The sequence below is a fragment of the Aeromonas sp. R2-1 genome (genome assembly GCF_040908425.1).
Taxonomy (GTDB): Bacteria; Pseudomonadota; Gammaproteobacteria; order Enterobacterales; family Aeromonadaceae; genus Aeromonas; species Aeromonas caviae.
The window spans coordinates 109,718-122,665 of sequence record NZ_JBFODR010000055.1 but is presented as its reverse complement, the minus strand read 5'-3'; the positions used below and the strand labels follow the sequence as shown (position 1 = coordinate 122,665).

Sequence of the window (12,948 nt, the reverse complement as noted above, 5' to 3'; positions counted from 1 at the left end):
TCTTCTCATTGCATCGTGTCACGCAGCCTCAGAGACTGGCGCAGATCTGCCAGAGATCGTACTGGATGGCGGCGGCCGTCACTTCCCGGCCCGCTCCCGGCCCCTGGATCACCAGGGGGTTGGTGCGATAGCTGTCGCTCTCGATGGCGAACACGTTGTCGCAGGGCAAGAGGTTGGCAAACGGGTGATGGGGCTCCAGCGCCTCCAGCCCGACGCGGGCCTTGCCGTCGTGCTCGAAGCGGGCGACATAACGCAGCACCTTGCCGACCCGGCGCGCCCCCTCGAAGGCGGTCTGGATAGGGTCATCCAGCTCCTTGAGCCTGTCCATGAACTGATCCGCACTCACCTTGCGCAGGACCACCGGCACCAGGTTCTCCAGCTCGATGTCGGCGGAGTCGAGTTCGAAGCCCGCCTCCCGCGCCAGGATGAGCAGCTTGCGGCGCACATCCTGACCGGAGAGATCCTCCCGGGGATCCGGCTCGGTCAGGCCGTGTTGCCACGCCTCGTCCACCAGTTCGGAGAAGGGGCGAGTGCCGTCATACTGCTGGAACAGCCAGGAGAGGGTGCCGGAGAAGATGCCGGAAACCCCCTGGATGCGGTCACCGCTCTGGCGCAGCATCTGGATGCTGGACTGGATGGGCAGCCCGGCCCCCACGGTGGCGTTGTAGCGCCACTGCACCTGGTGGTCGCGACAGGTCTGCTTGATGCGCTGGTAAAACTCGCTGTCGGCGGCACCGGCAAACTTGTTGGCGGCGATGATGTGGATGCCGAGCTGGGCAAAGTCCGGGTAGTAGCGGCTCACCGTCTCGCTGGCGGTCATGTCGAGCGCGATCAGGGAGTCAAAACTGTGCTGCTCCAGCTGGGAGAGCAGCTCCGGCCAGATGAGCGGCTTGGGATGGAAGTTGTCCTGTACCTTGAGGGGATCCAGCCCCTCCTCGTCCAGCAGCCCGCCCTTGGAGTCGAAGACCCCGTAGAGGGTGAGCGCCAGATTGAGCTCGTGCTCGAGGCGCGCCTTCTCGCGGGCATAGAGCCCCAGCCAGTGACCGCCGATATTGCCTTTGCCGAACACCACCAGCCCGACCCGGGTCGGGCGGCTGAACAGGGCACTGTGCAGAGCGATGAGCAGCGGCTCCAGCACGATCTGGCGCAGCACGGCCACCAGGCTCAGGCCGTCTTTGGCCACCTGCACGAACTCCAGAGGCTGATCCGCCAGCAGCTGATAGAAGCGGTGGCACTGCTCGGCGTTGTCGGTAACGCCGGCCCCCACCAGGGCGACCAGGCTGAACCCCTCCTTCTGGATGAGGCCGGTAAAGTTGCCCTGCAACTGGAAGTCACGGAGCACCTCAAAGGCCCCTTGTGCCACCTCCAGGGTGTAGGCCAGACGCAGGACCCGTCGATCCGGCTGGCGCTGCAGGGTGAGCGGATGGAGGCGATGGCGGGCCAGATGGGCCTCGATGGCCGCCACTGTCTGCTCAAAGTCCGTCTGCGGCAGCACCTTGAGCTCGATGAGAGCGATCTGATCCACCGAGGAGACGATGCGGGCACCGCCGGAGCGGGGCGCACGGCGCAGGATGTGGGTGCAGCCTTCGTCCGGATTGTAGCTGCAGCGCAGGGTGAGGCGCTGGCGGCTGTCGGCCACCGGCTGCAGGGTACGCGAATGCAGAACCGAGGAGCCCAGGCGCGCCAGCTCGTTGGCCTCGGCCAAGCTCAGGCGCTCCAGCAGACGCGCCTCTTTCACCCGGCGCGGGTCGGCACTGTAGACCCCGGCCACGTCGCTCCAGATGGTGGTGGACTCGCCGTCCGCCAGCGCCGCCAGGAGGCTGGCACTGTAGTCGGAGCCGTTGCGCCCCAGCAGCAGGGAACGCCCCTCCATGTCGGCGGCGATGAAGCCGGTCACCACGATGCGACCGGCGTGCTCGGCCAGGCGGGCCTTGAGCAGCTCGCTGGAGAGGGCGGTATCCACCTTGATGAGGGCGCCGTCTTCTGCGCGCAGGAAGCTGCGAGCATCGAGCCAGGCGGCCGCCTCACCCCGGCTGGTGAGCAGGGCAGCCAGCAGGCGGGCGGACCACACCTCGCCAAAGGCGAGCAGGCCGTTGCGCTCGAAGCGGTCAAACTGTCCCTCCAGGGTCTTGGCGATCAGCTGCATGTCGTCCGTCAGTTGCTGACTCAGATCGAGGTGAAGCTCCCCTTCCAGCAGGCCGTCGATCAGGCTCTGCTGATAGGCGTGCAGGGCGGTGATGGCTTCGCCTGCGGCCTCATCCCCCGCTTCCGCCAGCTCCACCAGCTGGATCAGCCGGTTGGTGGTCTTGCCCGCGGCGGAGACAACCACCAGCTCGTTGCCCCCCACCTGTTGCTCGACAATGCTGGCGACCCGGCGATAACAGACCGGATCCGCCAGGCTGCTGCCGCCGAACTTGTGTACATGGCGCCGCTTGAAGACTGCCTCTGTTGCCACCACACACTCTCCTTGTTGTTGTTCCATTACTTCACCTGCTCTGCCTGTTGTGCCAACTGCGCCTGTTCAAACCCCTGGGCCAGATCGGCCACCAGATCCTCACCGTGTTCGATCCCCACCGACAGGCGCAGCAACTGGGCACTGATACCCGCCGCCTGCTGGGCCGCAGGGGTCATGGCCCTGTGGGTCATGCTGGCCGGATGGGCCACCAGACTCTCCACCCCGCCGAGGGACTCCGCCACCGAGAAGAGGCGCAGCCCCGCGAGGAAGGCGCGCAGCCCCGTCTCGTTGCAATCGAGCTCAAAACTTAGCATGGCGCCAAAGCCGGACTGTTGACGGCGCGCAATGTCGTGGCCCGGATGGCTCGGCAGGCTGGGGTGATAGATACGCTTGACCAGCGGCTGCTGCTGCAAGAAGGCGAGGATGCGATCCGTGTTCTCCTGATGGGTGCGCAGGCGCGGGGCCAGGGTACGCAGACCCCGCAGGGTGAGGTAGGAATCAAAGGCACCGGAAGTGAGCCCCAGGCAGTTGGCCCACCACACCAGGGAGTCGGCCAGAGCCTGATCCTTGGCGATCGCAACACCCCCTACCACGTCGGAGTGGCCGTTGATGTACTTGGTGGTGGAGTGGACCACCACGTCGGCACCAAGGGCCAGGGGCTGTTGCAGCAAGGGGGAGAGGAAGGTGTTGTCCACCACCACCTGGGCCCCCACCCCGTGGGAGGCCTCGGCGATGGCGGCGATGTCCACCACCCGCAGCAGCGGGTTGGAGGGGGTCTCCACCCACACCAGTGCGGGTTTCTGGGCCAGCGCGGCGGCCAGCGCCCCCTCGTCTCCCTGATCCACGAACTGCACCTGGTAGTGGCCCTTGGCCGCCAGATACTCGAACAGGCGCCAGGTACCGCCGTAGCAGTCGTGGGGGGCGATCAGCAGATCCCCCGCCTTGAGCAGAGCCGTGGTCACCAGGTGAACGGCCCCCATGCCGGTGCCGGTCACCACGGCGCCGGCCCCCCCTTCCAGGGCCGCCAGGGCATCTGCCAGATTGGTGCGGGTCGGGTTGCCGGAGCGGGCATAGTCGTATTGACGGGGCTCGCCAAAGTCGGCAAAGGTGTAGTTGCTGGAGAGGTAGATGGGGGGCACCACGGCACCGTGCTGCGTGTCTGTCTCAATCCCGGTGCGTACCGCCAGGGTGGCCTTGTGGGTCATGTCACTCTCCTTGATGGGTTGCCGGAGCCGGTCCGCCTCGTGGGTCGTCCAGCCCCGCTCTCATTTTCGCTGGCCGGACTGCCGGCCCATGGTGCACCACACTACGCCACCTTAAAAAAGCCGTCAACACTTCTAGACGTCTAAATGGCTTTGCTGTTGGATTGCCATTGAATTCCTTAAGGGTTAAAATCCGCGCTCACGGCCAAACGACTACAGGTGGAACATGGGTACAGAGTGGAACGGCGACTACGTCAGCCCCTATGCAGAGCACGGCAAGAAGAGCGAACAGGTCAAGAAGATAACCGTCTCGATCCCGCTCAAGGTGCTGAAGGTGTTGACCGATGAGCGCACCCGTCGCCAGGTGAACAACCTGCGTCATGCGACCAACAGCGAGCTGCTCTGCGAAGCCTTCCTGCACGCCTTCACCGGCCAGCCGCTGCCCTGTGACGACGACCTGCGCAAGGATCACCCGGACAGCGTCCCCGCTGAGGCCCGCGCCATCATGGAAGCCCTTGGCAAAGAGATCGAAGACTTCGACGCCGAGTAATGCGGCTGCCCATGGCAAACGATGCATCCCTTTCAATGACGCGGCCCGGTGCCGCGTCATGCTTATCTGCCACCTCCCCCTTCAGCCTGCGTCACTACCAGAGCGACATACAGAGCCACAGTCATGACCACGCCCAGCTGGTGATCCCCCTCGTCGGCCCCCTCGAGATCGAGGTGCAGGGCCGGGGATGTCGCCTCGCCCCCGGTTTTGCCTGCATCATCGCCCCTGGCCTTCGCCACGACTACGCCGCCGACCCGGCGCACGTGTTTCTGGTGCAGGAGAGCCACTGGCTGCCAGCAGCCCTGGGGGACCACCCCTTCGTCGAGCTGGATGAGGCTCAGCGCCACTACCTCGCCTTCCTGCACCGCATGGTGGCCGAGGGGCGCCACGTGGCCGGCATGGATCAGGTGTGGCTCGGGCTGCTGACCGAGGGACGCGGCATGGGCCCCGCCGTCGCTCCCCGCATAGCCCCTCGTATCGCCAAGGTGCAGCGTCATATGGAAGCCCACCTCGCAGACCCCCTCACCAACGAGGAACTCGCCGCCATCGCCTGCCTCGGCCTGAGCCAGTTCAAACACGCCTTTCGCCAGCAGGTGGGCACGAGCGTCTCCCACTACCTCAGGATGCGGCGCATGGCGCTGGCCCGCACCCTGCTGGCCCAGACCGCCCTGCCCATAGGCGAGGTGGCCAGCCGCTGCGGCTACCAGAACCAGGGAGCCTTTGCCGAGCGCTTCCTGGCCGAGACCGGACTGACCCCTTCCCTCTGGCGCCGGCAAAACGGCTGCCTGCCGTAATCGGTCGGCTCTTTGCCGAAGACAATCCCCGGGCATTCGAGGCATGCTGAGGCTCATGCAAGGTATGAGCAACGAGGAGCCAAGATGCAGACCATAAGCTGGCAGGATTTCGAGATGGTGGAGCTCAGGGTGGGCACCCTGGTGCGGGTCGAGCCCTTCCCCGAGGCGCGCCGCCCCGCCTACAAGGTGTGGGCGGATTTCGGCCCCGAGCTCGGGGTGCGCAAGAGCAGCGCCCAGATCACCGACCTCTATCGACCGGAGGATCTGGTGGGCCGCCAGATCGTCGCCGTGGTGAACTTTCCCCCCAAGCAGATAGGCCCCATCCAGTCGGAGTTTCTGCTGACCGGCTTCTATCGCCCGGATGGCGCCGTGGTGATCGCCATCCCCGAGCAGGCGGTGGAGAACGGCGCCAAGCTGGGGTGAGACGACGGCAAGGCAACCAGAGAGCAGAAGCAAGAGAGGCGACCCCCGGGTCGCCTCTCTTGTTTGATGCTGACGGCCTGGCTTATTTCAGCAGGCTGAACAGCAGGGCCGAGACCGCCAGGGCACCGGTCAGCAGGATGAAGCCGTTGACCCAACGGTGACGGAAGCGGGCCAGCGCCTCCACCTTGTAGATGGCCACCACCGGCATGATGAAGAGGATCATGGCGATGACGGGGCCGGAGAGGGTCTCCATCAACCCCAGAATGCCCGGGTTGATGATGGCGGCGCCCCAGATGGCGAAGAACATCAGGGCGATGCCGAGCTTGTCCGCCTTCGCCAGCGGCAGGCCGGTGGGCTTGGCGATCAGGCTTTTCAGGCTCTCGCGGGCACCGAGGAAGTGGCCGAGGAAGGAGGAGCTGATGGCGATGAAGGCGATGAGCGGCCCCAGGGTCACGATCACCGGGTTGTCGGTGATGTTGGCGAGATAGGAGAGCACGGAGACGTTCTGGGCCTTGGCCTCGGCCAGCTGGGCCGGGGAGAGGCTCAGCACGCAGGAGAAGACGAAGAAGAGCACGAAGCCCACCAGCATGACGGTGGTGTTGCGCAGGATCAGGCCGCTCTTGGTTTCGGCCTGCTCCCCGTATTCCCGGCGCTGCACGTTGGCAAAGCCCGAGATGGCGGCGGCATGGCTGAAGGCGAACACGGTGACCGGCAGCGCCAGCCAGACGGTGTTGAGGAAGCTCGTGCCTTCAAAGGCGGTCACTTCCGGCCACTGCCACTGGGGAATGAGGTAGCAGGAGAGGGCCAGCAGGATCGCCGCCAGCGGGTAGACCATGACGGCGAAGGCCCGCAGCATCGCCTTCTCGCCGGCCAACATCACGGCGATCATGGCGAACACCAGCACGCCGGAGAGCATCACCCGATCCGGGGAGGCCAGACCGAGCTGGTTGACCATGAAGCTCTCCACCGTGTTGGTCAGCCCGACGCCGTAGATGAGCAGGATCGGGAAGATGGAGAGGAAATAGAGCGCCGAGATGAGGCGCCCGGCCATCTTGCCGAAATGCTCCTCGGCCACCTCGGTGAAGTCGGCCTGGGGGCGCGACGACGAGAGCACGAAACGCGCCAGCCCGCGGTGGGCCAGGAAGGTCATGGGACCGGCCAGCACGGCGACGATGACGAGGGGCCAGATCCCCCCCAGACCCAGGTTGATGGGCAGGAACAGAATGCCGGCGCCGACGGCGGTGCCGAACAGGCTGATGACCCAGTGGGTGTCGTGGCGACGCCAGCCGGTGCTGGCCATGGTGGAGGGGGAACCGGACAGCTCCCGTGAGACGTCTGCAGATAAACTCATCGATAAATCACTTTTACGTAGTATTAAAATCTAAAAAGATTGTGCTCCTTTAGCATTTAATTCTCAAAAAGGGAGACTGGCAGATCTCACTGGCAAAGCCCTGTTCCACCAGTGAGATTGGGAGGAAATTTCACCCCGGATTATTCGATTAATCCTGACATTAACCAAAAGTTAGGAATATAAAACCAAAATTAAAACCGACGTCGATTTTTTGTTTCGATGAAATGCATGTTTTCAGAATTAAATGAAATTTATGCCAGTGCAGCCAGATTGGATGTGATGATCCACTGCCGTTATCGCCATAACTAGCGAATCTCCCTGAAATCCCCGTAACCAGCCAGTGGATCACACCAATGCAATCAGGCGACCCTGTGGTCGCCTGATTGCATTCCCTGCGAGCTGGTCGACCCCTCAGTGGGCCAGAATGCGACCCCAGGCGAGATCCGGGTCCCCCATCACGATGAAGTCCGGGTTCTCCAGCGACTCGGTCTCGTTGTAGCTCAGCGGTTGCAGCGCCAGGCTGAGGATGCGCCCCCCTGCCGCCTCCACGATGCACTGGGCGGCAGCGGTATCCCACTCCCCGGTGGGGCCCAGGCGCACGTAGCAATCCGCCACGCCTTCCGCCACCAGGCAGGACTTGAGGGAGCTGGAGCCGAGCGGGATCAGCTCGTAGTGGATGGCCGGGTTGAGGCGACGGGTCAGGTTCTCCAGTTTCTGGCGGCGGCTGATGGCCACCACCAGGGAGTCTGGCTGATCGTGTTCATGATGGATGGCGCTGATGGGACGGCTCTCGCCGTTCGCCTCCTTGAAGGCGCCGTGACCACGCACCGCCCAGTAGAGCAGATCGGATTCGGGGGCATAGATGACCCCGAGCACCGGGACATTGTCCCGCACCAGGGCGATCAGGGTAGCGAAGTCGCCGCTGCCTGCGATGAACTCACCAGTGCCGTCCAGCGGGTCCACCAGCCAGTACTGGCGCCAGTTCGCACGCTGGCTGAAGGGGATGTCGGCCGCCTCTTCGGTCAGCACGGGGACATGGGGAGTGAGCGCTGCCAGCGCCTGTTTGAGGTAGGCATCGGCAGCAAGATCGGCACTGGTGACCGGGGTCGCATCCTCCTTCAACTGGCGTTCGAACTGACCGCCGCGATAGATCTCGTGAAGGATCCTGCCCGCCTCACGGGCGATCTCCTTGACCTCGGGTATCCAGGCCAACAACTCCTGCATGGTGCTTACCTCTGCCTCTGATTGCCAAACAGACCCTCTGCGGGCTAATTTCCCTGCTCCGCCAGCCATTTGCTGGCCAGCAGCAGGGCACTGATGCTGCGCGACTCGGTGAAGTCCGGTCGTGCCAGCAACTCGTCGATCCGGTTGAGGGGCCAGGGGATCACCTCGAGAGGCTCGGGCTCGTCACCGACCCGCTGCTCGGGGTAGAGATCCCGCGCCAGCAAGATGTCCATCCGGCTGGAGAAATACCCCGGCGCCAGCGACACCTGCTTGAGCAGGGTCAGGCTGCTCGCCCCGAAGCCCGCCTCCTCCATCAGCTCCCGGTTGCCCGCCTCGAAGGCATTTTCACCGGGGTCTATCAATCCCTTGGGGAAACCCAGCTCGTAGGAGTGGGTGCCCGCCGCGTACTCGCGCACCAGCAGCAGGGTGTGGGCATCGAACAGGGGCACCACCATGACGGCACCCCGGTTGCCGCCGCGCATCCGCTCGTAGACCCGCTCCTCGCCGTTGGAGAATTTCAGGTGAAGGGACTCCACCTTGAACAGCCGGCTCTCGGCCACGATCTCGGCCTTGAGGATCTCCGGCTTGCTCTTGTCATGGGCCATGGTCTCGACACTGAGGTGGACGGGATTGCGCTTGTGGGGATCGCTCATCGGGGGCTGACTGCTCGTTAAAAAATCGTGTTTCAAGAGTAAACGACTCCCCTGCCGAACACCACGGGGCAAAGAGGGGAAAGATGCCTGAAAAATCCGTTATAATGCGCCCCGTTTTTCCCATCACCACAGACATCGCGAGGCCCCATGTCGACTCCCCTGCCCTGGCACCAGATTGATACCGTGTTGCTCGACATGGATGGCACCCTGATCGATCTCCATTTTGACAGCCACCTGTGGCAAACCCTGGTGCCGGCGCGCTACGCCGAGCGACTCGGCCTGCCGCTGGCCGAGGCGAAGGCGCAGATAGACACCCACTATCATGCGGTCAACGGCACCCTCGACTGGTACTGCGTGGATTACTGGACCCGGACGCTCGGGCTCGACATCCGCGCCCTCAAACAGGAGATCCTGGAGAAGATCCAGTGGCGCCCCAACGTCATTCCCTTCCTGGCCGCACTCAAGGCCGCCGGCAAGCAGGTGGTACTCTTCACCAATGCCCATCCCGCCAGTCTGTCGGTGAAGGATGCACGCCTCGGCCTCGCCCAGCACCTCGATCTGATGGTGAGCACCCATGAGCTCGGGTGGTCGAAGGAGAGCCAGCACTGCTGGCAGGCACTGGCCGAGCGGCTGGCGTTCGACCCGGCCCGCACCCTCTTCGTGGATGACAGCGAGCGGATCCTGGCCGCCTCGGCCGAGTTCGGCATCGCCCACCAGCTCGGCATCCGTCACCCCGACAGCCAGATGCCGCCGCTCACCTTCCAGCACTTCCCGGCGCTCGACGACTACGCCGACCTGCTCCCTCTCGGCGCCTGACACGCACAAGGCCCTCTTCACGAGGGCCTTGTCACATCAGCTCAACAGCCTGCCGAGCGCATCCCGTTCATGAAAGCCCTCATGCCGCATCGCGCGGGGCCAGCACCCCCATGCTGGCCAGGTAGTCGAGGGCGCTTGGGGTGAAGCCAACCTCCGTGAGGTGCGCCGCCGTGAAAGGGGCTGCATGCAGAGGCAGGCCGCGGCTCACCCGTTCCATCCAGTCCGGATTGCCAAGGGCCGCCGTGCCCACCGCCACCAGATCGGCGCCGCCGGCCAGAGCCCGCTCCGCCGAATCTGCGTCGCTAATCTTGCCCGCCACCATGAGCGGCACCCGCCCGGCCAACCCGACCCTTACCGCCTCCAGCAGGGCGCCGCCGTCGGGATCCCCCGCCACCGCCTTGAAGCTGTCCCCCATGGAGAAGTGCAGGTAGTCGATCCCCTCGTCCGCCAGCAGGCGCGCCACCGCCAGCTGATGGGCCAGTTCGATGCCCTGGATATGGGCATAGCTCTCGGGGGAGAGACGCACCCCGACCAGGAAGCCCCGAGGTAGACGGGCGCGAATGCCGCGCACTATCTCCACTAGGATCCGCGCCCGGTTGGCGAGGCTGCCCCCCCAGCGGTCGGTGCGCCGGTTGTGCAGGGGGTTGAGGAAGTTGCAGAGCAGGAAGTGGTGGGCTGCGTGCAGCTCGACCCCGTGCAGGCCGGCACCATGGGCCCGTTCGGCGGCGCTCACAAAGGCGTCAATCAGCGTCAGAATCTCCTCCTCGCTCAGCCCCTTGACCCCGAGGGGGTAACGCCCGCCCGGCGCCAGCGCGCACGGGCCGACCGGCACCCCGTCGTTCAGCTCGGGCAGAGCCCGCATCCCGCCGTGATGCAGTTGCACCACCGCCAGCGCCCCGGCCTGCCGCGCACTGTCGGCCAGGGCCGTGAAGGCCTGCTGCTGAGCGTCCGTCATCAGGGCAGGCTGCCCCGCCCAGCAGCGCCCGCCGGACTGCACCTGGGTGGCGGCGGCGATGAGCAGGCCGAAGCCGCCACGGGCGCAGCGCGCCAGCCAGTCGAGCTCGGCCTGGCCGGGATCACCGCCTGCGCCGCTCATGTTGTGGGTCAAAGGGGCCAGCACGGCCCGGTTCTTGAGCCGCAATCCGGCTCGCTCGAAGTGGAAGCTGTCGCCCAATGTCTTGTTCATCGTCCTCTCACGGGATCGCAATGGCATGGCGGCCACTATAAACCCGGGCCACCAGGATATAATCAGGCGCACAAGCAAGACATTCATTCCCAGCAAGACACAATAGGCCACCCCTCATGCGTCACCACAAGCTCGACACCCTCTACCTGATGCGCCTGCTGGTCGCCATCGTCCGCTGTGGATCCTTCGCCGCGGCGGCGGCCCAGCTCGGCATCACCCCGAGCAAGGCGTCAAAAGATCTGCGCCACCTGGAGCAGAGCCTCGGCAGCGTGCTCCTGAGCCGCACCACCCGCCGGGTGCAACTGACCGACGCAGGAGAGCTCGCCTACCGCCAGGCTGACCAGATGATCGCCCTCCACGAGCAGTTGCTGGACGGCCTGCAGCGCCGCCGCTCGGCACTGTGCGGGGAGCTGCGCATCACGGCGCCGGATCTCTGGGGAGAAGTGGTGCTGACTCCGGTGCTGCTGCGCTTTCGCGCCGACCACCCGGAGGTGCGGATCATCGCCGACTTCAGCAATACCCCGGCCGACCTGCTGCGCGACAATCTGCACGTGGCGTTTCGCAGCACTGAGCTCGGCACCCAGCCCTACCTGGCGCGCCCCATCGCGGTGGACGATCTGGTGCTCTGCGCCAGCGCCGACTACCTGGACCGCCACCCGCCCCTCACCACACCGCAGGATCTGCACCAGCACAGCCTCATCACCCGCAGCCAGGAGTACGGCCGCCACGAGCGCTGGCCCCTGCTTGCCCAGGGGCGCGAGATCCCTCTCGAGGTAGTGGGCGAACTGGCCTTCAGCAGCAAGAAGGCGATTCACCAGGGGATGCGCCAGGGACTGGGGATAGCCCGCCTGCCGCGCTACCTGGTGGCGGCCGAGCTGGCCGAGGGGGTGGTGCGCGAAGTGCTGCCGGACTATCGCCCCAAGGGGGCCCATTTCTACGCCCTCTATACCCAGCGCCGGGCCGAGTCGGCCCTGGTCGGCCACTTCCTCGACTACGTCATCGAGGCGCTCACCCCTTCATGAGCGGATCACCAGGTGGTACTGCTTCTTGCCCCGGCGCAGCAGCAGGTAGTGGCCGAACAACCGATCGTCGGCGGTGAGCGGCTCATCCCGGCGGATCGCACCGTTGACGCTGACGGCCCCCGCCGCCAGCAGCTCGCGGGCGATCCGCTTCGAGTTGGCCAGGCCGCACTCCACCAGCAGGGTCACCAGATCCGTTTCCCCCTTGATCGGGCTGCTTGGCATGCCATCCTGGGCCAGCTGGGCCAGATCGCTCTCCCCAAGGCGCGCTACCTCGCCACTGAACAACGATTCGCTGATGCGCTGCGCCGCCGCCAGCGCCCCCTTGCCGTGTACCAGTTCGGTCAGCTCGTCCGCCAGCACCTGTTGGGCCAGCTTGCGCCCCTGCCGCTTCGCATCCTCCGCTTCCAGCGCCTCAATCTCGGCCAGCGGCATAAAGCTGTAGTAGCGCAGGAATCGGTAGACATCCTCGTCTGCGGTACCGAGCCAGAACTGGTAGAAGGCGTAAGGGGAGGTGAGCGCCGGGTCGAGCCAGATAGCGCCACCCTCGGTCTTGCCGAACTTGGTGCCATCGGCCTTGGTGATGAGCGGCAGCGTCATGCCATAGACCTGTGTCTGATGCAGCCGCCTAGTGAGGTCCATGCCGCTGGTGATGTTGCCCCACTGGTCGTTGCCGCCGATCTGCAGGGTGCAGCCGAGGCGCTGGTTGAGCACGGCGAAGTCCTGGGATTGCAGCAGGGTGTAGGAGAACTCGGTGAACGAGATGCCCTGATCCGGGCGGACCAGGCGCTGGCGCACCGATTCGCGGGCCAGCATGGCGTTGACCGAGAAGTGCTTGCCGATGTCCCGCAGAAAATCGAGGGCGGACATCTGCCCCATCCAGTCGGCGTTGTTGACCAGCAGCGGCGCCGCCAGCCCGTCGCTCGCTGGCAGCAGGGCGCTTATCTGGGCCGACAGGCTGGCGACCCAGCCCTGCACCGTCTCGGCGCTGTTGAGGGTGCGCTCGCTTGCCTTGAAGCTGGGATCGCCGATCAGGCCGGTGGCCCCGCCCACCAGAGCCACCGGGGTGTGGCCCGCCAGCTGGAAGCGGCGCAGCATCAGCAGTGGCACCAGGTGGCCGATGTGCAGGCTGCCAGCGGTGGGATCGAAGCCGCAGTAGACGGTGCGCGGGGTGGCAAGATGGTCGGCCAGCGCCACCGGGTCGGAATTCTGGGCCACCAGGCCGCGCTGGGTCAGCTCATCGAGCAAGTGAGGATTTGTCATGGAGGGCTCCAA

The 12,948-nt window shown here is 65.3% G+C and carries 12 protein-coding genes; 5 read left to right on the top strand and 7 right to left on the bottom strand.

What is annotated here, in order from left to right:
- Positions 1-28: 28 nt before the first annotated feature.
- Together AB5Y80_RS20475 and metB are read right to left on the bottom strand one after the other, a co-directional pair.
- Positions 29-2,482, bottom strand: coding sequence for a bifunctional aspartate kinase/homoserine dehydrogenase II (locus AB5Y80_RS20475; protein WP_039040575.1), 2,454 nt, complete (start codon positions 2,480-2,482; stop codon positions 29-31).
- On the bottom strand, positions 2,482-3,660 hold the full coding sequence (metB, locus tag AB5Y80_RS20470) for a cystathionine gamma-synthase (protein ID WP_069651922.1): 1,179 nt from the start codon (positions 3,658-3,660) through the stop codon (positions 2,482-2,484). Before metB ends, AB5Y80_RS20475 begins: the two co-directional genes overlap by 1 nt.
- Positions 3,661-3,883: 223 nt before the next feature.
- Here metB and metJ point away from each other — a divergent pair, with 223 nt between their 5' ends.
- From metJ to AB5Y80_RS20455, 3 genes are all read left to right on the top strand, one after another.
- Positions 3,884-4,207, top strand: coding sequence for a met regulon transcriptional regulator MetJ (metJ, locus tag AB5Y80_RS20465; RefSeq protein WP_005327165.1), 324 nt, complete (start codon positions 3,884-3,886; stop codon positions 4,205-4,207).
- A gap of 35 nt (positions 4,208-4,242) precedes the next feature.
- Positions 4,243-5,001: a helix-turn-helix domain-containing protein gene (locus tag AB5Y80_RS20460; RefSeq protein WP_368173491.1), complete on the top strand. Its 759-nt coding sequence runs from the start codon at positions 4,243-4,245 to the stop codon at positions 4,999-5,001.
- Between the two features lie 84 nt (positions 5,002-5,085).
- Positions 5,086-5,424: a tRNA-binding protein gene (locus tag AB5Y80_RS20455; RefSeq protein ID WP_010675707.1), complete on the top strand. Its 339-nt coding sequence runs from the start codon at positions 5,086-5,088 to the stop codon at positions 5,422-5,424.
- 82 nt (positions 5,425-5,506) lie between these two features.
- On the opposite strand, the gene AB5Y80_RS20450 is transcribed toward AB5Y80_RS20455, so the two are convergent.
- From AB5Y80_RS20450 to nudE, 3 genes are all read right to left on the bottom strand, one after another.
- Positions 5,507-6,775 carry an aromatic amino acid transport family protein gene (locus AB5Y80_RS20450; RefSeq protein WP_124812922.1) on the bottom strand — a complete coding sequence of 423 codons (1,269 nt, stop codon included), beginning with the start codon at positions 6,773-6,775 and terminating at the stop codon, positions 5,507-5,509.
- A 411-nt stretch (positions 6,776-7,186) separates the two neighbouring features.
- Complete coding sequence (cysQ, locus tag AB5Y80_RS20445; protein WP_010675709.1) at positions 7,187-7,999, bottom strand: 3'(2'),5'-bisphosphate nucleotidase CysQ; 813 nt, start codon at positions 7,997-7,999, stop codon at positions 7,187-7,189.
- A gap of 44 nt (positions 8,000-8,043) precedes the next feature.
- Positions 8,044-8,652: an ADP compounds hydrolase NudE gene (nudE, locus tag AB5Y80_RS20440; RefSeq protein WP_039040577.1), complete on the bottom strand. Its 609-nt coding sequence runs from the start codon at positions 8,650-8,652 to the stop codon at positions 8,044-8,046.
- A 147-nt stretch (positions 8,653-8,799) separates the two neighbouring features.
- Here nudE and yrfG point away from each other — a divergent pair, with 147 nt between their 5' ends.
- On the top strand, positions 8,800-9,468 hold the full coding sequence (gene yrfG / locus AB5Y80_RS20435) for a GMP/IMP nucleotidase (protein WP_041211711.1): 669 nt from the start codon (positions 8,800-8,802) through the stop codon (positions 9,466-9,468).
- A 79-nt stretch (positions 9,469-9,547) separates the two neighbouring features.
- Here the strand turns inward: yrfG and AB5Y80_RS20430 are convergent, their stop codons facing one another.
- A complete protein-coding gene (locus AB5Y80_RS20430; RefSeq protein WP_368173460.1) occupies positions 9,548-10,654 on the bottom strand; it encodes an NADH:flavin oxidoreductase in 1,107 nt (368 codons plus the stop codon).
- 116 nt (positions 10,655-10,770) lie between these two features.
- On the opposite strand from AB5Y80_RS20430, the gene AB5Y80_RS20425 reads away from it, so the two are divergent.
- Entirely contained in the window at positions 10,771-11,676 is a 906-nt protein-coding gene (locus AB5Y80_RS20425; RefSeq protein ID WP_323880227.1) for a LysR family transcriptional regulator, read from the top strand.
- Here the strand turns inward: AB5Y80_RS20425 and tyrS are convergent.
- Positions 11,671-12,936, bottom strand: coding sequence for a tyrosine--tRNA ligase (gene tyrS / locus AB5Y80_RS20420; protein WP_368173459.1), 1,266 nt, complete (start codon positions 12,934-12,936; stop codon positions 11,671-11,673). The two genes, AB5Y80_RS20425 and tyrS, sit on opposite strands and share 6 nt — an antisense overlap.
- Between the last annotated feature and the right edge of the window lie 12 nt (positions 12,937-12,948).

Coding starts and splice junctions, on each gene's coding strand:
- AB5Y80_RS20475 (WP_039040575.1), bottom strand. CDS start 2,482: ATGGAACAACAACAAGGAGAGTGTGTGGTGGCAACAGAGGCAGTCTTC.
- metB (WP_069651922.1), bottom strand. CDS start 3,660: ATGACCCACAAGGCCACCCTGGCGGTACGCACCGGGATTGAGACAGAC.
- metJ (WP_005327165.1), top strand. CDS start 3,884: ATGGGTACAGAGTGGAACGGCGACTACGTCAGCCCCTATGCAGAGCAC.
- AB5Y80_RS20460 (WP_368173491.1), top strand. CDS start 4,243: ATGACGCGGCCCGGTGCCGCGTCATGCTTATCTGCCACCTCCCCCTTC.
- AB5Y80_RS20455 (WP_010675707.1), top strand. CDS start 5,086: ATGCAGACCATAAGCTGGCAGGATTTCGAGATGGTGGAGCTCAGGGTG.
- AB5Y80_RS20450 (WP_124812922.1), bottom strand. CDS start 6,775: ATGAGTTTATCTGCAGACGTCTCACGGGAGCTGTCCGGTTCCCCCTCC.
- cysQ (WP_010675709.1), bottom strand. CDS start 7,999: ATGCAGGAGTTGTTGGCCTGGATACCCGAGGTCAAGGAGATCGCCCGT.
- nudE (WP_039040577.1), bottom strand. CDS start 8,652: ATGAGCGATCCCCACAAGCGCAATCCCGTCCACCTCAGTGTCGAGACC.
- yrfG (WP_041211711.1), top strand. CDS start 8,800: ATGTCGACTCCCCTGCCCTGGCACCAGATTGATACCGTGTTGCTCGAC.
- AB5Y80_RS20430 (WP_368173460.1), bottom strand. CDS start 10,654: ATGAACAAGACATTGGGCGACAGCTTCCACTTCGAGCGAGCCGGATTG.
- AB5Y80_RS20425 (WP_323880227.1), top strand. CDS start 10,771: ATGCGTCACCACAAGCTCGACACCCTCTACCTGATGCGCCTGCTGGTC.
- tyrS (WP_368173459.1), bottom strand. CDS start 12,936: ATGACAAATCCTCACTTGCTCGATGAGCTGACCCAGCGCGGCCTGGTG.